Source organism: Streptomyces sp. AHU1 (assembly GCF_045343905.1).
Taxonomy (GTDB): domain Bacteria; phylum Actinomycetota; class Actinomycetes; order Streptomycetales; family Streptomycetaceae; genus Streptomyces; species Streptomyces triticiradicis.
The window spans coordinates 5,583,573-5,602,037 of the sequence record NZ_CP174283.1 but is presented as its reverse complement, the minus strand read 5'-3'; the positions used below and the strand labels follow the sequence as shown (position 1 = coordinate 5,602,037).

The following is an 18,465-nucleotide window of genomic DNA, read 5'->3' as shown; positions in this document are numbered from 1 at the left end:
GTAATGCCGGAGATGCCGGTAAAACAAAACGCGCCTGCGGAGGATTCCGATCAGGCGCACAAAGTAAATGGGTACCAAAAACGTATCAATGAGACAGTAGCACACCCTGAGGCCACGGGGCGAGGAGAGATATGTGGGCCGGGACACAGGCCCGGCCCACATACGACGGACTCTCCTAGGCGAGCGGGCCGGTCACCGGCTCCACCGCGGTCACCACACCGCCCGCGCGCACGAACGCGTCCGCCGCCTCCAGGTCGGGGGCGAGGAAGCGGTCCGGGCCGGGGCCCTGGACGCCGGCCGCGCGGACCGCGTCGATGACCGCCCGCGAGGCCGGGGCCGGGGTCAGGCCCTCGCGCAGTTCGATCGCGCGGGTGGCGGCGTACAGCTCGATCGCCACGACGCGGGTCAGGTTGTCCACGGAGGTGCGCAGCTTGCGCGCGGCCGACCAGCCCATGGAGACGTGGTCCTCCTGCATGGCGGAGGACGGGATGGAGTCCGCGGACGCCGGTACGGCGAGCCGCTTCATCTCGCTGACCAGCGCGGCCTGCGTGTACTGGGCGATCATCAGGCCCGAGTCGACGCCGGCGTCGTCCGCGAGGAACGGCGGCAGCCCGTGCGAACGGTTCTTGTCGAGCAGCCGGTCGGTGCGGCGCTCGGCGATCGAGCCGAGGTCGGCGGCGGCGATGGCGAGGAAGTCGAGGACGTAGGCGACCGGGGCGCCGTGGAAGTTGCCGTTCGACTCGACGCGGCCGTCGGGCAGCACGACCGGGTTGTCGACGGCGGAGGCCAGCTCCCGCTCGGCGACCGTGCGGGCGTGCGCGAGGGTGTCCCGGCCGGCGCCCGCGACCTGCGGGGCGCAGCGCACGGAGTAGGCGTCCTGGACGCGCGGGGCGTCGTCCTGGTGGTGGCCGGTGAGCTCCGAACCCTTCAGCACGGCCAGCATGTTGGCGGCGCTGGCGCTCTGGCCGGGGTGCGGGCGGATGGCGTGCAGCTCGGGGGCGAGGACCTTGTCCGTGCCGAGGAGCGCCTCCAGGGAGAGCGCGGCGGCGACGTCGGCCGACTTGTACAGCGTCTCCAGGTCGGCGAGGGCCATGACCAGCATGCCGAGCATGCCGTCGGTGCCGTTGAGGAGGGCGAGGCCCTCCTTCTCGCGCAGTTCGACGGGGGTGATGCCGGCCTCGGCGAGCAGTTCGCCCGCGGGCCGCACGACTCCGTCGGGGCCTTCGGCGTCCCCCTCGCCCATCAGGGTCAGGGCGCAGTGGGACAGCGGCGCCAGGTCGCCGGAGCAGCCGAGCGAGCCGTACTCGTGGACGACCGGGGTGATGCCCGCGTTCAGGACGTCCGCCATGGTCTGCGCGACCTCGGGCCGCACGCCGGTGTGACCGGAGCAGACGGTCTTGAGGCGCAGGAACATCAGCGCGCGGACGACCTCGCGCTCGACGCGCGGACCCATGCCGGCGGCGTGCGAGCGGACGATGTTGCGCTGCAGCTGGGCGCGCAGCTCCGGGCTGATGTGCCGGGTCGCCAGGGCGCCGAAACCGGTGGAGACGCCGTAGACGGGTTCCGGCTTCGCGGCCAGCGCGTCCACGATCCCGCGGGCCGCGGCGAGGGCCGCCACCGCCTCGTCGGAGAGCTCGATCCGGGCGCCGCCGCGCGCCACGGCGAGAACGTCGGACGCGGTCACCCCGGACGTCCCCACCACCACAGTGTGCATATCCATATTCAGGAGCGTACGCAGTGAATTCGATGATGTCACTAGTGGGCGGCGGGTTGGCCCCTTACTCCGTCGTACGTCACAGCGGCGGCCCGAGCCGCGTCACGAACCGGCCGGTGGCACCGCCGCCGTCATGCGCGGGGCCGGTCGCGCCGCCGTCACGTGCGGGGCCGGTCGCGCCGACCGCGGAACCTTCGGCGTTCGCCCTCGGCGGGCGGCGGCGCGTCCGCGAGGCGTACGACGGGATCGTCGGGGCCCTCGCGTCCGGCGACCACGGGCTTCGTGGCCCGGACGGCCTTCGCGCGGTACTGGGCCGCGTCCGCCAGCCGGAACAGCCGGCGCGCCGACCGTACGGGGCCGATCGGGTCCCCGGTCGAGGCGATCCCGCACGCCACGCCCTCTCCGAACTCCAACTCGGCCGCGCGGAGGCAGAGTTCGTCGGCGATGCGGACCACGTCGTCCGTCGGCGGGCCCACCGCCAGCAGACAGAACTCGTCGCCGCCCAGACGTGCCGCGAGGGTGCCCGGGAGCATGGCCCCGCACAGCGAGAGCACCGACCCGAACCGTTCGAGGAGCCGGTCGCCGACGGCGTGCCCCAGGGTGTCGTTGACGCGCTTGAGCCCGTTGAGGTCGCAGACGACGAGGCTGACCACGGCCCCGTCCTCCTTGTGCCGCTCGACGGCCTCGTCGAGCCGTACGTCCACGGCGCGGCGGTTGGCGAGTCCGGTCAGGGAGTCGGTGTAGGCCAGCCGCCTGGCCTCCTCCAGCCGCTCGGTCTGGGCTATCCCGGCGGCGACGACGGAGGCGAGGACGGTCGCGAAGTCGGCGTCGGCCGGGCCGAAGACGTCCACCCCGGCCGGCCGGGCCACGTAGAGCTCGCCCCAGGCCCGGCCGTTCAGCACGATCGGCGCGACGACGCAGCAGCCGCGGCCGCGCCGGCGCAGCGCGGCCACGCGCTGGTGGCAGTACCCGGCGAAACCGGCCGCCGGGCCGTCGGCGGTCTCGACCCAGGCGTTGGGCTCGCCGCCGCCCGCCCAGCGCTCGTGCAGGAACTCGGTGATCTCCGGGAACTGGTGCACCGGATAGGCCTCCCCGTCGGGGAACTCGTCCTCGTCCGGGGCGCGGTCGCCCACGTTGGCCAGCACCCGCAGCCGGCCGAGTTCGCGCTCCCACACGGAGAGCGCGGCGAAGCTCCCGGCCAGCGCGTGGCACGCGCCGAGCGCCGCGGCCCGCCACGACTCCCGCGGGGTGTGCGCCGCCGCCATCCCCTGCGCCAGCGTCACCACGGCCCTCAGCCGACTGTCCTCACCCATCACCCCAGGCTAGGTAGTTTTGCCCATATTTGGGACGTCAGTGGGGCGAACAGGGGTACGGCCGCGCGTCCGGATCCCGGGGTCTACTCCCCCGGCCACTCCGGCTTGCGCTTCTCGTTGAACGCGGCGACCCCTTCCGCCCGGTCGCCGGAGAAGGCGACGGACCGCCAGGCCGCGTCCTCGACCTCCAGGCCGGCCCGCAGGTCGAGTCCGTGACCGAGACGCAGGGCGCGCTTGGCGGCGCGCAGCCCGACCGGGGAGTTCGCGGCGATACGGGCGGCCAGGGCGAGCGCTTCCGCCCGGTCCTGCCCGGCCTCCACCAGCTCGTCCACGAGACCCAACTCCCGCGCCTCTGCGACCTCCAGACGCCGCGCCGAGAAGATGAGCTCGGCGGCGCGTGCGGCCCCGACCCGGCGCGGCAGCAGCTGCGTGCCGCCGCCTCCGGGGATCACGCCGACGGACACCTCGGGCAGCCCGACGACCGCCGACCGGTCGGCCACGATCAGGTCGCAGGACAGCGCCAGCTCGAACCCGCCGCCCAGCGCGAAGCCGTGGACGGCGGCGACGGTCGGCATCGGCAGTTCCAGCACCCCGGTGTACGCGGCCCGCGCGAGGGGCCGTTGCCGCACCAGCTCGGCGTCGGTGAAGGAGTTGCGCTCCTTCAGGTCGGCGCCCACGCAGAAGGCGCGCTCATGGGTGGAGGTCAGCACGACCACGCGCGCGTCCCGGTCCGCCGCGAGCGCGTCGCAGGCACCGGCGATCGAACGCGCCATGTCCGTGGACACGGCGTTCATCGCCTTGGGCCGGTCGAGGACGAGCTCGGCGACGTACCCGTGCCGCCGTACGGCGACGAACTCCCCGAACCTCCGCTCGCCCGGCTCCACCACCTGGTCCGCCTCCTGCTGCGCCATGACACCCTCCCGGTTAACGCGGGTTAACAATCGACATCCCGATCATCGCAGCCGAGGCCGTCCCGCGAAACCCGTGCCCTCGGGCCGTACTTCCTCGTTCGAGTGACATGTCACCCAACTTCGTTTTTTCGCCCTTCGGCCGTGCATAACCTGCGCACCGCCGCAGCGCATCAGGGACACCGGATCACCGGGGAGGGACGACCATGACGAACCGCGAGACACCGCAGGCCGCCGGCACCCGGCCGGGCCCGCGAACCGCACTCACGCGACCGCCGGCCCAGCGGACGTCCGAGGACGACGGGCCGGGCACCTCGCCGGGCGGACGGTCCGGCTCCACGGCGGCGGCCTCCGCACCGGCCGGCACCGCGTCGGCGGACGACGGGTGGATCCGCGTCACACCGCTCAACAGGGCGATGCCCGCCCCCACGCCGCCCGGCGCCTCCGAGCCGGACGCCCTGGACGCGCCCACCGTGAAAACGCTCACCGTCCGGATGGGCGCCATCCTGGTGGCCGCCAGGAAGAGGGCGGACGCCGACACGGCGGTCGCCAGGAGAAAGAGCGGCGCCGCGACCGGCGCCCCGTCCCCGCGGACCGGCGCGCCCGGGCCCGCACCGGCCGCCGCGGGGAAGGCCGGGACCGCACCGGCCGCCGCGGGGAAGGCCGGGCCCGCACCGGCCGCCGCGGGGAAGGCCGGGACCGCGCCGGACAGGGCCGCGAAGGTCTGGGCCACCCCCGCCACGACGGGAACGATCGCGGCCGCGGCACGCGGCCGGGGAACGGAAGCCACCAGCACGGCACGCGCCGCCGGAGACCCGTCGAGCGCGCACCTCCCGAAGGCGCGGGCCGAGGCGCCGACGATCACCGTCGCGACGGGCACCCGGGCGGCGGAAGCCGGACCCACGGCCCACGCGGCCGGAGACCTGGCGAGCGCACGCGGGGCAGGAACCGGGGGCGAGGCACGCGGAGCCGCCGGAGACGCGGCGAGCGCACCCGGAACGAAGACGCCCGCCGTCACAACGGGCGTCCAGGCGGCGGAAGCCCGAAAGGCGGGCGCCCGGGGAACGGAGGCCGACGGCACAGCGCGTGCCACCGGGGACGCGGCGGGCACCGAGGGGACGGGAGCCGGGGGCGAGGCACGCGGAGCCGCCGGAGACCTGGCGGGCGGGCGCGGGGCGGAAACCGGAGCTCAGGCCCGAAAGGCCGCCACCATGGCGGGCCTCCGGGCGACGGAGGCAGGAGCCGCGGCACGCGCCGCCGGAGACCTGGCGGGCAGAGGCGGGACGGAAACCGGGACGGAAGCCCGGAAGACCGCCACCGCGACGGACGCCCCGGAGGCGGAAGCCGGAGACACCGCGGGCGGGCGCGGGACGGAAACCGGAACTCAGGCCCGAAAGGCCGCCACCATGGCGGGCCTCCGGGCGACGGAGGCAGGAGCCGCGGCACGCGCCGCCGGAGACCTGGCGGGCAGACGCGGGACGGAAGCCCGGAAGACCGCCACCGCGACAGGCGCCCCGGAAGCGGAAGCCGGGGACACCGCGGGCGGACGCGGGGCGGAAACCGGAACTCAGGCCCGGAAGACCGCCACCGCGACAGGGGCCCCAGAGGCGGAAGCCGGGGACACCGTGGGCGGGCGCGGGGCGGCAGCCGGAGCTCAGGCCCGAAAGGGTGCCACCGCGGCGGGGGCCGGGGGCGAGGTGCGTGCCGTCGGAGGCACCGAGAGCGCGCGGGGGGCGGAAGCCGGGGGCACGGCGCGTGAGGGGGTGCGGGGTGCGAGGGGGACCGGCGCCGGGGGGCGCGGGATCGTTCCGGCACCGCGTCCGGCCGACGGGCGCCGGCCCGCGTACGTACCCGGCGACGACGAGACCGCGCCCCTCCGGCTCGGTGCCGTCCGGGGCCGGCACCGCAAGCCCCGCCGGCGCCGGGTGCTCTTCGCCGTGGGCGGACTCGCGCTCGCCGCGGGGGTGCTGAGCCTCGCCCGGATGACGCCGGACGCGGTGACCGGGGGCTCGGGCGGGGGGACCGCGGAGGCCGAGCCGGTCGTGACGGCCACGGACGACGACGCGGCGGGCGACGCCGTCCCCACCGTCGCGGCCATGCCCTCGTCCACCCGGGCCGGAGCCGCCCCGGCGAGCCCCGCGATGGGCGGGACGAGCCCCGCCCCGACCTCGGACACGAGCCGGTTCCCGGGACCGGTCCCGACACCGGCCGCCACGGCCGCCACGGCCTCGGCGGCGCGCGGCGAGGCCCCCGCCACCACGGCACCGGGCACCACCGGCATCCCCACGGCCCCCGCGACGACACCGCCGCCCGCGCGGTCGACGCCGACGGCCACCCCGTCCGCCGAGTCACCGCGGCACACCCCGGCCCCGACCGCACCGGCGCCGTCCCACCGGCCTCCGGACGTGTGCGTACCGATCGTGGGAATCTGCGTGGACGGGCTGCTGTCACCCGGCGACGACGACGGGCAATGACCCGGAGGTGCTACGACTCGTCGGCGCGGCGGGCCAGCAGCCACGGCTCGATGACGCCGAGCCCGCGAACGGGCCGCTGCCACATCGGCTGGAGCGCGAAGCGGTACGAGGGGGGCTCCTCGCCCTCCTTCTCCGCGGCGGCCGCGGCCTCGGCGGCCTCCGCCTCCGAGGCGGGCGCGTCACCGGTGCGGGTCAGCTCCTCGGCGAAGGCACCGTCGACGAGGACGGCGTCGCGCGGGGCTATGGACGTGAGGCGGCTCGCCAGGTTCACGGTCGTGCCGAACACGTCGCCCATCCGGGTGGTCACCGTGCCGAAGGCGATGCCGACGCGCAGCTCCGGCATCGTCTCGTCGTTGGCCATCGTCTCGATGAGCCGCAGCGCGATCTCGGCGGCGACACCGGCGTCGTCCGCGGAGTAGAGGACCTCGTCGCCGAGGGTCTTGATGAGCCGGCCCCCGTGGGCCGCCACCAGGTCGGCCGCGGTGGTCTCGAAGGCCTCGACGAGTTCGCCGAGCTCCTCCTCCTCCATGCGGCGCGTCAGCCGGGTGAAGCCGACCAGGTCGGCGAAGCCGACGGCGAGACGGCGGTCGACCATCTCCTCGTCGTCCGCCGCCTGCACGACCCGGCCGGTGGCCGCGGCGAGCTGGCGGCGCCAGACGTAGACGAGGAACTCCTCCAGTTCGGGCAGGAGCAGCTCGATCAGGGGGTACGTCACCTCGGTGCGCGTCATGCCCGGTTCCGGGGGCTCGGTCAGGCCCTCCAGAAAGGAATCGATCTGCCATTCGGCCAGTCGGGCGGTGGTCTGCCCGGTGGAGCGGGCGACCTGGACGGCCATGGCCTCGCTGAGCAGGCCCGCCTCGACGAGACCGGCGAGGCGGCGCAGGGCGAGCACGTCCGCCTCGGTCAGCGCCTTGGCCTGGCCGATGTCCGCGAAGCCCATCGCGCGCCAGAAACGGGAGGCCAGCTCCATGGAGACACCCGCGCTGCGGGCCGCCTGGAACGGGGTGTAGCGCCGTTCGGCGCCGAGGATCAGCCCCTCCAGACGCAGGGCGAGCGGGTTCTCCCCGGAGTCCGGCTCGGCCTGGGGGTCCACCCGGCCGTTCGCCTCGTGCCGCGCCGCGGGCCGGGCGTCCGGCCGTGCGTCGGTGCCGTCGCCGCCGCTCTCCACGTCGAAACGGCCGTTCCCGCGGCCGCCGCCTCCCGCGTCCGGGCCGTCTTCGGGGCGGTGGCCCGAGCGGTCCTGCGGGTGGATGCCGGTCCCGGCGTCGGGGCGGGCGTCCTGCCGGGCCTCGCCGTCCGTGACCGGCCCGGCGGTACGGCCCGGCTCGCCGTCGGGGGCGGGATGGGTACCCGTGCCGGAGCCGGTGTCGTCGACGGTCACTCCTGCTGCCCTTCCGATCTGCCGTGGTCAGGTTCGACCGCGCTCAACTCTACGGCAGGTGTGCGCTGGCTCACTCCCGATGGCGGGACCTGGGCCGGAGACGGTGCCGAAGGACTGGACCACTGCCCGGCCCGTGCCGTCCCACCGCCCACCGGACCACACCCTCACACCACCCGCCGCGCCGCGCCCGTCGGACCGACGGGCCGCCGGCCCGTCGTCTCACGCGGGACGCAGGTGCACCACGTCCCCGGCCCCCACCGGCTCCCGGGCGCCGTCCGCCGTCGCGATGACGAGCCGCCCGTCCCCGTCCAGGGCCACCGCCTCCCCGACGACCGTCCGGTCCCCGGGCAGCTCGGCCCGCACGTCGCGCCCGAGCGTCGCGCAGCCGGCCGCGTACGCCTCCTGGAGACCGGAGGCGACGGGATCGCCGCCCGCGTCCCGCCAGCGCCCGTACCACTCCTCCAGGGAGCGCAGCACGGCCCGCAGCACGGTGTCACGGTCCGTGGTCGTCGCACCCGCCAGCGCCAGCGATCCGGCGCCCGGCACGGGCAGTTCGTCGGCGCGCAGGGAGACGTTGATGCCCACGCCGACCACGACCGCGTCGTTCCCCGCGCGCTCGGCGAGGATGCCGCCGGCCTTGCGTTCCTCGCCGTCCACGGTCACCAGCAGGTCGTTGGGCCACTTGAGTGCCGTGTCGACCCCGGCGGAGCGCGAGAGGGCCGTCGCGACGGCCACGCCGGTGAGCAACGGCAGCCAGCCCCAGCGCTCGACGGGGACCGGGGCGGGCTTGAGCACCACGGAGAAGAAGAGGCCGGAGCGGGCCGGTGCCGTCCACCGGCGGTCCAGGCGGCCCCGCCCCGCGTTCTGTTCCTCGGCGACGAGGACCGCGCCCTCGTCGGCCCCCTTCTCGCCCGTGACGACGGCGGCCAGATCGGTGTTGGTCGACCCCGTCCTCTCCACCACCTCCACGTCGCACCACAGGCCGCCGTCACGGACCAGCGCCCTGCGCAGGGCGGCCCCGTTCAGCGGCGGACGGTCCAGGTCGGACCACCGGTTGTCGTTCGCGTCTGCTGCATCTCGCGGCGTCATGCAACCCAGCCTAGGTGTGGTAAACGCCGCACTGCCGATCGGTAGGGCCGCCACTACGCTACGGATGAGTAGCAAGCCCCCCTTCTGAGCACCGCTTCTGAGCACCGCGTTTTCCGAGCAGTCACCCTCACGTCCCCTTAGATCAGGCAGGGAGCCGCAACCCGATGTCCGAGCCGGAAGAGCTGCACCACCCCGACATCCACACCACCGCGGGCAAGCTCGCGGATCTGCAGCGCCGCATCCAGGAAGCGACGCACGCCGGCTCGGAGCGCGCCGTCGAAAAGCAGCACGCCAAGGGCAAGTTGACGGCTCGTGAGCGCATCGAACTGCTGATGGACGACGCCTCCTTCGTCGAGTTCGACGAGTTCGCGCGGCACCGGTCGACCGACTTCGGCCTGGAGAAGAACCGCCCCTACGGCGACGGTGTGGTCACCGGCTACGGCACGGTCGACGGCCGCCCGGTCGCCGTGTTCTCCCAGGACTTCACCGTCTTCGGCGGCGCCCTCGGCGAGGTCTTCGGCCAGAAGATCATGAAGGTGATGGACTTCGCGCTGAAGACCGGCTGCCCGGTCATCGGCATCAACGACTCGGGCGGCGCCCGGATCCAGGAGGGCGTCAGCGCCCTCGGCATGTACGGCGAGATCTTCCGCCGCAACACGCACGCCTCGGGCGTCATCCCGCAGATCAGCCTGGTCGTCGGTCCCTGCGCGGGCGGCGCGGTGTACTCCCCCGCCATCACCGACTTCACGGTGATGGTCGATCAGACCTCGCACATGTTCATCACCGGTCCCGACGTCATCAAGACGGTGACCGGTGAGGACGTCGGCTTCGAGGAGCTGGGCGGCGCCCGCACGCACAACGCCGTGTCGGGCGTGGCCCATCACATGGCGGGCGACGAGAAGGACGCCATCGAGTACGTCAAGCAGCTGCTGTCGTACCTGCCGTCCAACAACCTCAGCGAGCCCCCGGTGTTCCCGGAGGAGGCGGACCTCGCCCTCACGGACGAGGACCGCGAGCTGGACACGATCGTGCCGGACAGCGCGAACCAGCCGTACGACATGCACGCGGTGATCGAACACGTCCTGGACGACGCCGAGTTCTTCGAGACGCAGCCGCTGTTCGCGCCGAACATCCTCACCGGCTTCGGTCGGGTCGAGGGCCACCCGGTCGGCATCGTCGCCAACCAGCCGATGCAGTTCGCCGGCTGCCTGGACATCGACGCGAGCGAGAAGGCCGCGCGGTTCGTGCGGACCTGCGACGCGTTCAACGTGCCCGTCCTGACCTTCGTGGACGTGCCCGGCTTCCTCCCCGGCGTCGACCAGGAGCACACCGGCATCATCCGCCGCGGCGCCAAGCTGATCTACGCGTACGCCGAGGCGACCGTCCCGCTGATCACGGTCATCACCCGCAAGGCCTTCGGCGGCGCGTACGACGTCATGGGCTCCAAGCACCTGGGCGCCGACCTCAACCTCGCCTGGCCCACCGCGCAGATCGCGGTCATGGGCGCGCAGGGCGCGGTGAACATCCTGCACCGCCGCACCATCGCGGCGGCCGAGGACCAGGACGCCACCCGGGCCCGGCTGATCCAGGAGTACGAGGACACGCTGCTGAACCCGTACACGGCGGCCGAGCGCGGTTACATCGACGGCGTGATCATGCCGTCCCAGACCCGCTCCCACGTCGTGCGCGGTCTGCGTCAGCTGCGTACGAAGCGGGCATCACTGCCTCCGAAGAAGCACGGCAACATCCCGCTCTAGACCCCGCAGACCCGGATCCTGGGAGCAGACATGACGATCAAGGTCGTACGGGGCAATCCGACCCCGGAGGAGCTGGCCGCCGCACTGGCGGTGGTCCGAGCGCGCGCCGCGGCGGGGGCGTCCGCCCCGTCCGGCGCGTCCGGGCCGCGCGACTCCTGGTCCGACCCCGCCCGCATCGCCGCGCACCGGCTCCCGCAGCCGGGCCCGACGGCGTGGGGCCGCAGCTACTGGCCGGGTTAGTCCCCCGCCGGCGCGCGACGCCCCCCGATCCCCCCGTGGACCCCCGTCCCGGGGGGATCTCCGTTTCACAGGACGTCCGCAAGTTGAGTACGCGTACTCAGGCGCCCGGCCGCCCCGTCGTCGCACGATCGGGAGCATGCTGTGGTCCGACCCCGAGAACGAACCCCCCGAGGATCTTCGCGATATGCAGGACATGTTGCGACGCCTGGGTGTTCTCCTGGCGGTGGCCATGGTGATCTGGATGGTCCTGGCGGGCATCCGCTGAACCTTCCCGGTGGCCCGGGCGGGGGCGGATCGGCGCCGATACCCTGGTTGCATGACCGATCAGCCGCGCCGCCGTCTCGTCCTCGCCTCGCAGTCCCCCGCCCGGCTCAATCTGCTGCGGCAGGCCGGACTCACCCCCGAGGTGATCGTGAGCGGGTTCGACGAGGACGCCGTCACCGCGCCCACCCCCGCCGAACTCGCCCTCGCGCTGGCCGAGGCGAAGACCTCCGTCGTGGCGGCGCGTCCCGAGGTCCAGGGCGCCCTGGTGATCGGCTGCGACTCCGTGCTGGACCTGGACGGCCAGGCCCTCGGCAAGCCCGCGGACGCCGAGGAGGCCACCGCGCGCTGGAAGGCGATGCGCGGCCGGACGGGCACGCTCCAGACGGGGCACTGCGTCTGGGACACCGCGCAGAAGCGGTGGGAGTCCGCGATCGCCTCGACCCTGGTCCACTTCGGCGAACCGACCGACGCGGAGATCGCCGCGTACGTCGCCTCGGGCGAACCCCTGCACGTGGCGGGCGCGTTCACCCTGGACGGCCGCTCGGCCCCCTTCATCGAGGGCATCGACGGCGACCACGGCAACGTCATCGGCATCTCGCTGCCGCTGGTACGCAGGCTGCTCGCCGAACTGGGCGTCGGCATCACGGAGTTGTGGGCCCCCCGGGAGGCATGAGAGCCCCCGCCCCGGGCGTCCGGGTGCCGACACGCCTGGGCGCGTCGGCACCCGGGTACCGACGCGCCCGGACGTCCGAGGGCGACAGGAGGGCCGGGAAGGGGATCGAGGCGCCGTCAGGAGGCCGAGGCGGCCACGGCGACCGCGGGCTCCTCCTCGACGGCGTCCATCGCCTCGACGCCCTTCGTGTCGGCACCCTTGCCGAGGTCGACCTTCCCCGCGGTGGTGTCCTCGCCCGAGTCCGGGCCCGCCGCGTCGGCGCTCCCGGCGGGTACGGTGCCGCCCGCCTCGGCGGCGCCCCCCTCGTCGTCACCCGTTCCGCCGGTCTCCGGCGCGGCGTCGACGGGACCGGTCTCCCGGGGGTCGTACGCCAGAAGGGTGAACACGATCAACGCGAAGACGACCATCATGAAGGTAAAGGCTCCCCAGCCCACCAGCCCCACCGTGAAGGCGCCGAGCAGGGCGTGCGCCACGGCTGCGCTGATCAGCAGGACACGCCCGAAAAGACCGGGCGGGCGCCGGCGGAGCGCGACCAGCAGGGTGGACACGGCACACGCCAGGAAGTAGAGGCCGAAGACCACTCCACCGATCTTCGACGACCGCGCCATAAGGTCGGAGTCGAGTCCCGCCATCGACATGTCCTGGCGGTCGACGACCATGCCGAGGAACCAGTTGAGGAGGGCGATGCCCACCGCCTCCACGAAGAGCACGATCGCCGCCATCCACACCAGCGGTCTGCGCACCACCGGCCCCACCCACTTCCGTGCTGTTACCCCAAGTACGTTCCAGACATCCCGAACGCTACTAACGGGTAAACCCAGGGACAAGGGTTCCGTCGAGGGCAAAGAATCGTTGGGCCATTCGTAGGGACTCGACAAAGAATCGTTGTGGGCCGCAGCACGGAGTCACAGAGACCTTGGCCACACCTGAGGGCTAGGGTTCAGGGAAGGATTCCCACGTGCCTTGGCACGACAAGGGATTTCGAGGGTAGGGCGAGCCTCGTATCACGCTCCGTGTGGGCAAGCTCACCACTGGGGACAGCTCGAAACGTCGTGTTGGCTGTCCCTAAACTCGGCTTGTTTTCAAGGAGGGAGCCATCGTGCGCAAGGTGCTCATCGCCAACCGTGGCGAAATCGCTGTCCGCGTGGCCCGAGCATGTCGGGATGCCGGGATCGCGAGCGTTGCCGTGTATGCGGAACCGGACCGGGACGCTCTGCATGTCCGTGCGGCGGACGAGGCGTTCGCGCTGGGCGGTGACACCCCGGCCTCCAGTTACCTGGACTTCGCCAAGGTGCTGCAGGCCGCCAAGGACTCGGGCGCGGATGCCATCCATCCGGGTTACGGCTTCCTTTCGGAGAACGCGGACTTCGCCCAGGCCGTTCTCGACGCGGGGCTGATCTGGATCGGCCCGCCGCCGCAGGCGATCCGCGACCTGGGCGACAAGGTCGCCGCCCGGCACATCGCGCAGCGCGCGGGTGCGCCGCTGGTGGCCGGCACCCCGGACCCGGTCTCGGGTGCGGAGGAGGTCGTCGCGTTCGCCGAGCAGCACGGTCTGCCGATCGCGATCAAGGCCGCGTTCGGTGGCGGCGGTCGCGGTCTGAAGGTCGCCCGGACCCTGGAAGAGGTGCCGGAGCTGTACGAGTCGGCGGTGCGCGAGGCGGTCGCGGCCTTCGGCCGGGGCGAGTGCTTCGTGGAGCGCTACCTCGACAAGCCCCGGCACGTGGAGACCCAGTGCCTGGCCGACCAGCACGGCAACGTGGTCGTCGTGTCCACGCGTGACTGCTCGCTGCAGCGCCGCCACCAGAAGCTGGTCGAGGAAGCCCCCGCCCCGTTCCTCTCCGAGGCGCAGGTGGCGGAGCTGTACTCGTCCTCCAAGGCGATCCTGAAGGAGGCCGGCTACGTCGGCGCCGGCACGGTCGAGTTCCTGGTCGGCATGGACGGCACGATCTCCTTCCTGGAGGTCAACACCCGCCTGCAGGTCGAGCACCCGGTCACCGAGGAGGTCGCCGGCATCGACCTGGTGCGCGAGATGTTCCGCATCGCCGACGGTGAGGAACTGGGCTACGGCGACCCGGAACTGCGTGGCCACTCCATCGAGTTCCGCATCAACGGCGAGGACCCGGGCCGCAACTTCCTGCCCGCCCCCGGCACGGTCACGGCCTTCGCGCCGCCGACCGGCCCCGGTGTCCGCCTGGACGCGGGCGTCGAGTCCGGCAGCGTCATCGGCCCGGCCTGGGACTCCCTGCTCGCCAAGCTGATCGTCACCGGCGCCACCCGCAAGCAGGCCCTCCAGCGCGCCGCCCGCGCGCTCGCCGAGTTCAACGTCGAGGGCATGGCCACGGCGATCCCCTTCCACCGCGCGGTGGTCGAGGACCCGGCGTTCGCCCCCGAGCTCACCGGCTCGGAGGACCCGTTCACGGTCCACACCCGCTGGATCGAGACCGAGTTCGTCAACGAGATCAAGCCGTTCGCCGCCCCGGCCGACGCCGAGACCGAGGACGAGCCCGGCCGCGAGACGGTGGTCGTCGAGGTCGGCGGCAAGCGCCTCGAGGTCTCGCTGCCCGTCTCGCTGGGCATGTCGCTGGCCCGTACCGGTCTGGCCGCGGGCGCCAAGCCCAAGCGCCGGGCCGCGAAGAAGTCCGGCCCGGTCGCCTCGGGCGACACCCTCGCCTCCCCGATGCAGGGCACCATCGTCAAGGTGGCCGTCGAGGAGGGCCAGGAGGTCAAGGAGGGCGATCTGATCGTCGTCCTGGAGGCCATGAAGATGGAACAGCCCCTGAACGCGCACCGCTCCGGCACCATCAAGGGCCTGAGCGCGGAGGTCGGCGCCTCCGTCACCTCCGGCGCCCCCATCTGCGAGATCAAGGACTGAGCACCACGGACGGACGACGCGTCCGTCCCGTCCCGTCGGAAGCGCCCGGCGGACCGCCCCTGCGGTCCGCCGGGCGCTTTCCCGTGCGGGGGGATCCCGTCCCCGACGGCGCTCGGCTCCCCGTCCGCGCAACCGTCCACGATGCTTCGAGCCGTCGGCGCGGAACCCGTGGGCGTCCGCCCGGAAGCCGCCGGTGGCATCCTGGAGCGCAGCCGGGCGGTGGGAGAGGGCAGGTGGAGGCCATGGTGGGCGCGACCGCGAGGGAGTCGGCCGGGACGTCCGGGGCCGCCAGGGTTCCGGGAGCGCCGCGCGTGATGCGCGCGGACGCCCGGCGCAATCACGGGCGGCTGCTCGCCGAGGCGCGCTCCGCGTTCGCCGAGCACGGCACGGACGCGTCCCTGGAGGACGTGGCCCGGCGCGCGGGAGTCGGAATCGGCACGCTGTACCGGCACTTCCCGAATCGGCACGCCTTGATGAGCGCGGTCTTCGAGGAGGCCGTGAGCGATCTGCTGGCCCGCTCGCGTGAGTTGCTCGACGCCCCGCAGCCCTGCACCGCCCTGGTGGAGTGGCTGCGCGAGATCGTCACGCACGCGGGTGAGTACCGAGGGCTCGCGCGCGCCCTCATGTCGGCCTCGCGGGACGAGGGTTCACACCTCGCCCGGTGCAGTGGCCCGATGCGTGAGGCGGGCAGCGCCCTGCTGCTCCGCGCCCAGGAGTCGGGGGCCGTACGCCCCGACGTCTCGATCGGTGATCTCCTCCAGCTGACCAACGCCATCGCGCTGGCGGCGGAGGAGACCGCGGACGACCCCGCGCTGGCCGACCGCCTGCTGAACCTGACCCTGCGCGGCCTGAAACCGTGACCCGTCCCGGCTCGCGGTCCGAAGCCGTGGGCCGACCCGGCTGGACGGCCCGATGCCGTTGACCACCTGGCTGTTGACCACCTGGCCAGCGGCCCGATGCCGCGATCCGTCCGGCTGGACGGCCGGACGTCGTGAGCCGAACCGGCTGGACGGCCCGAATCCGCGAGCCGACCCGTCCGACGGCTCGATTCCGTGAGCCGATCCGGCACGGCCGGGCGAGGAACCCGGGCTCGTGCACCGGCCCGGCTCGGCCGCCTGCCGTCGTGAACCGGCCCGGTCGGACGGCCGGACGGGTGATCCGGCCATCGGCGTCACGGCCCGGCACCGCTCAGCGGCGTCGGAGATCGGCCACCCGTGCCCTTTCGGCCGGGGGCTGGTCCCCCATCACCGTCGCGCTCCGTAGTTGCGGTCCCGAGCCCGGGACCACCTGGCCGCGGCGCGGGCCCGGGAGCGGTACGTCCCGACGCGGCTGGCGCCCCGCCGGGAGCGGATCCCCTCCCGTACCGCCCGACGCCGACGACCCCGCCACCGCGATCTGTACGCCCTGATCGGCCAGGGCCTGCAGTTCGGTGGCCGCACGGTCGTCGTGGGCGGGCGGTTCGTCCGTGACCAGGCGGGTGATGAGGTCGGTCGGCACGGTCTGGAACATGGTGTCCGTCCCGAGCTTGGTGTGGTCGGCGAGGACCACGACCTCCGCGGCGGCCTGGACGAGGGCGCGGTCCACGGACGCCGAGAGCATGTTGGACGTGGAGAGTCCCCGCTCGGCGGTCAGACCGCTCCCGGACAGGAACGCCCGGGAGACGCGCAGCCCCTGCAGGGACTGCTCCGCGCCCGAGCCGACCAGGGCGTAGTTGGAACCGCGCAGGGTGCCGCCGGTCATCACGACCTCCACGCGGTTGGCGTGGGCCAACGCCTGGGCCACCAACAGGGAGTTGGTGACGACGGTCAGACCGGGCACCCGCGCGAGCCGGCGGGCCAGCTCCTGCGTGGTGGTACCCGCCCCCACCACGATGGCCTCGCCCTCTTCGACGAGACCCGCGGCGAGATCGGCGATGGCCGTCTTCTCGGCGGTCGCGAGATGCGATTTCTGCGGAAAGCCGGACTCCCGCGTGAAACCGCCCGGCAATACCGCACCGCCGTGCCGGCGGTCGAGGAGTCCTTCTGCCTCCAGCGCGCGCACGTCCCGCCGTACGGTCACTTCGGAGGTCTGGACGACGCGGGCGAGCTCACGGAGCGACACGGCCCCGTTCGCTCGCACCATTTCGAGGATCAATTGGCGACGTTCTGCAGCGAACACGAAACTGACAGTAACCCCAACGACCGTCTGCTTTCAGCAGTTTGCGCCGAATAACAGAAGTTGTTCGCATGGCATGGTGTCGAGTGGTATACGTGTCCACTCGCGCCGCCCCCGCCCCGCGCGCGGTCACCGACTCCCCGTGACCGGCGGGGAGTCGGCCCAGGTCGTCAGCCCTCGCCCGCGGTCTTCCGGGTGTGCAGCTGCCGTGCCACCTCGGCGATCGAGCCGGACAGGGAGGGGTACACGGTGAACGCGTTCGCGATCTGTTCGACCGTCAGATTGTTGTCGACCGCGATCGAGATGGGGTGGATCAGCTCCGAGGCGCGCGGGGAGACGACCACACCGCCGACCACGATGCCGGTGCCGGGACGGCAGAAGATCTTGACGAAGCCGTCGCGGATGCCCTGCATCTTGGCGCGCGGGTTGCGCAGCAGCGGCAGCTTCACGACCCGGGCGTCGATCTTGCCCGCGTCGACGTCCGCCTGGGTGTAGCCGACGGTGGCGATCTCGGGGTCGGTGAAGACGTTCGAGGAGACCGTCTTCAGGTTCAGCGGGGCCACCGCGTCGCCGAGGAAGTGGTACATCGCGATGCGGCCCTGCATGGCGGCGACGGACGCGAGGGCGAAGACGCCGGTCACGTCACCGGCCGCGTACACGCCCGGGGCGGTCGTGCGCGAGACCTTGTCGGTCCAGATGTGCCCGGAGTCGCGGAGCCTGACCCCGGCCTCCTCCAGGCCCATGCCCGCGCTGTTGGGGATCGCGCCGACGGCCATCAGGCAGTGCGTGCCGCTGATGACCCGGCCGTCGGCGAGCGTGACCTCGACCCGGTCGCCGACCCGCTTGGCGGACTCGGCGCGGGAGCGGGCCATGACGTTCATGCCGCGGCGGCGGAAGACGTCCTCCAGGACCGCGGCGGCGTCCGGGTCCTCGCCCGGCAGCACGCGGTCGCGGCTGGAGACGAGGGTGACGCGGGAGCCGAGCGCCTGGTAGGCGCCGGCGAACTCGGCGCCGGTGACGCCGGAGCCGACCACGATGAGTTCCTCGGGCAGCTCGTCGAGGTCGTAGACCTGGGTCCAGTTCAGGATGCGCTCGCCGTCGGGCTGTGCGTCGGGCAGCTCGCGCGGGTGCCCGCCGGTGGCGATGAGCACGGCGTCGGCGGTGAGGGTCTCCTCGGTGCCGTCCGCGGCGCTCACGACGACCTTGCGGGAGCCGTCCAGGGCCTGCATGCCCTCCAGCCGTCCGCGGCCGCGCAGGACCCGGGCGCCGGCGCGGGTCACCGAGGCGGTGATGTCGTGCGACTGGGCGAGCGCGAGGCGCTTCACACGCCGGTTGACCTTGCCGAGGTCGACGCCGACCACCTTGGCCGCCTGCTCCAGCGGAGGGGTGTCGTCGGCGACGATGATCCCCAGCTCCTCGTAGGAGGAGTCGAAGGTCGTCATCACCTCGGCCGTGGCGATGAGAGTCTTCGACGGCACGCAGTCGGTGAGCACCGACGCCCCGCCCAGACCGTCGCAGTCGACGACGGTCACCTCCGCGCCGAGCTGCGCGGCCACCAGCGCCGCTTCATATCCGCCGGGTCCGCCACCGATGATCACGATCCGAGTCACGTACTCCATTGTCCCG

Annotated in this window: 16 protein-coding genes; 7 read left to right on the top strand and 9 right to left on the bottom strand. The window is 73.3% G+C overall.

From position 1 onward, the window contains the following. Nucleotides 1-175: 175 nt before the first annotated feature. The 4 genes from hutH to ACICHK_RS25050 form a co-directional block, all read right to left on the bottom strand. Nucleotides 176-1,714, bottom strand: a complete 1,539-nt coding sequence (gene hutH / locus ACICHK_RS25065) for a histidine ammonia-lyase (RefSeq protein WP_406841315.1) — start codon at nucleotides 1,712-1,714, stop codon at nucleotides 176-178. A 158-nt stretch (nucleotides 1,715-1,872) separates the two neighbouring features. Further along, nucleotides 1,873-3,027: a sensor domain-containing diguanylate cyclase gene (locus tag ACICHK_RS25060; RefSeq protein ID WP_151469061.1), complete on the bottom strand. Its 1,155-nt coding sequence runs from the start codon at nucleotides 3,025-3,027 to the stop codon at nucleotides 1,873-1,875. An 83-nt stretch (nucleotides 3,028-3,110) separates the two neighbouring features. Next, a complete protein-coding gene (locus ACICHK_RS25055; RefSeq protein WP_406838639.1) occupies nucleotides 3,111-3,938 on the bottom strand; it encodes an enoyl-CoA hydratase/isomerase family protein in 828 nt (275 codons plus the stop codon). Between the two features lie 184 nt (nucleotides 3,939-4,122). Continuing rightward, complete coding sequence (locus tag ACICHK_RS25050; RefSeq protein WP_406838638.1) at nucleotides 4,123-4,815, bottom strand: hypothetical protein; 693 nt, start codon at nucleotides 4,813-4,815, stop codon at nucleotides 4,123-4,125. 817 nt (nucleotides 4,816-5,632) lie between these two features. Here ACICHK_RS25050 and ACICHK_RS25045 point away from each other — a divergent pair. Further along, complete coding sequence (locus tag ACICHK_RS25045; RefSeq protein WP_406838637.1) at nucleotides 5,633-6,409, top strand: hypothetical protein; 777 nt, start codon at nucleotides 5,633-5,635, stop codon at nucleotides 6,407-6,409. A 10-nt stretch (nucleotides 6,410-6,419) separates the two neighbouring features. Here the strand turns inward: ACICHK_RS25045 and ACICHK_RS25040 are convergent, their stop codons facing one another. Together ACICHK_RS25040 and ACICHK_RS25035 are read right to left on the bottom strand one after the other, a co-directional pair. Next, nucleotides 6,420-7,790, bottom strand: a complete 1,371-nt coding sequence (locus tag ACICHK_RS25040; protein WP_406838636.1) for an adenylate/guanylate cyclase domain-containing protein — start codon at nucleotides 7,788-7,790, stop codon at nucleotides 6,420-6,422. 219 nt (nucleotides 7,791-8,009) lie between these two features. Further along, on the bottom strand, nucleotides 8,010-8,879 hold the full coding sequence (locus tag ACICHK_RS25035; RefSeq protein ID WP_406838635.1) for a biotin--[acetyl-CoA-carboxylase] ligase: 870 nt from the start codon (nucleotides 8,877-8,879) through the stop codon (nucleotides 8,010-8,012). A 164-nt stretch (nucleotides 8,880-9,043) separates the two neighbouring features. Here ACICHK_RS25035 and ACICHK_RS25030 point away from each other — a divergent pair, with 164 nt between their 5' ends. The 4 genes from ACICHK_RS25030 (at nucleotide 9,044) to ACICHK_RS25015 (ending at nucleotide 11,813) form a co-directional block, all read left to right on the top strand. Further along, nucleotides 9,044-10,636, top strand: a complete 1,593-nt coding sequence (locus tag ACICHK_RS25030; protein WP_151469065.1) for an acyl-CoA carboxylase subunit beta — start codon at nucleotides 9,044-9,046, stop codon at nucleotides 10,634-10,636. 30 nt (nucleotides 10,637-10,666) lie between these two features. Further along, the gene (locus ACICHK_RS25025; protein WP_151469066.1) at nucleotides 10,667-10,876 is read left to right on the top strand and encodes an acyl-CoA carboxylase epsilon subunit; all 210 of its coding nucleotides are present in this window, start codon (nucleotides 10,667-10,669) and stop codon (nucleotides 10,874-10,876) included. A gap of 136 nt (nucleotides 10,877-11,012) precedes the next feature. Next, nucleotides 11,013-11,141, top strand: coding sequence for a morphogenic membrane protein MmpB (gene mmpB, locus ACICHK_RS25020; RefSeq protein ID WP_263974358.1), 129 nt, complete (start codon nucleotides 11,013-11,015; stop codon nucleotides 11,139-11,141). Between the two features lie 51 nt (nucleotides 11,142-11,192). Next, nucleotides 11,193-11,813 (top strand): nucleoside triphosphate pyrophosphatase, encoded by a 621-nt coding sequence (locus ACICHK_RS25015; RefSeq protein WP_151469069.1) that lies wholly within the window; start codon nucleotides 11,193-11,195, stop codon nucleotides 11,811-11,813. Nucleotides 11,814-11,929: 116 nt separating this feature from the next. Here ACICHK_RS25015 and ACICHK_RS25010 read toward each other — a convergent pair whose 3' ends face one another. After that, nucleotides 11,930-12,559 carry a hypothetical protein gene (locus tag ACICHK_RS25010; protein ID WP_406838634.1) on the bottom strand — a complete coding sequence of 210 codons (630 nt, stop codon included), beginning with the start codon at nucleotides 12,557-12,559 and terminating at the stop codon, nucleotides 11,930-11,932. 353 nt (nucleotides 12,560-12,912) lie between these two features. Between ACICHK_RS25010 and ACICHK_RS25005 the strand changes: the two genes are divergently transcribed. Both ACICHK_RS25005 and ACICHK_RS25000 read left to right on the top strand, forming a co-directional pair. After that, nucleotides 12,913-14,685: a biotin carboxylase N-terminal domain-containing protein gene (locus ACICHK_RS25005; RefSeq protein WP_151469070.1), complete on the top strand. Its 1,773-nt coding sequence runs from the start codon at nucleotides 12,913-12,915 to the stop codon at nucleotides 14,683-14,685. A gap of 314 nt (nucleotides 14,686-14,999) precedes the next feature. Continuing rightward, nucleotides 15,000-15,545 carry a TetR/AcrR family transcriptional regulator gene (locus tag ACICHK_RS25000; protein WP_151469237.1) on the top strand — a complete coding sequence of 182 codons (546 nt, stop codon included), beginning with the start codon at nucleotides 15,000-15,002 and terminating at the stop codon, nucleotides 15,543-15,545. Between the two features lie 328 nt (nucleotides 15,546-15,873). Here ACICHK_RS25000 and ACICHK_RS24995 read toward each other — a convergent pair whose 3' ends face one another. Both ACICHK_RS24995 and ACICHK_RS24990 read right to left on the bottom strand, forming a co-directional pair. Further along, on the bottom strand, nucleotides 15,874-16,842 hold the full coding sequence (locus tag ACICHK_RS24995) for a DeoR/GlpR family DNA-binding transcription regulator (protein ID WP_151469071.1): 969 nt from the start codon (nucleotides 16,840-16,842) through the stop codon (nucleotides 15,874-15,876). A gap of 167 nt (nucleotides 16,843-17,009) precedes the next feature. Beyond that, the gene (locus ACICHK_RS24990; RefSeq protein ID WP_151469072.1) at nucleotides 17,010-18,458 is read right to left on the bottom strand and encodes an NAD(P)H-quinone dehydrogenase; all 1,449 of its coding nucleotides are present in this window, start codon (nucleotides 18,456-18,458) and stop codon (nucleotides 17,010-17,012) included. Between the last annotated feature and the right edge of the window lie 7 nt (nucleotides 18,459-18,465).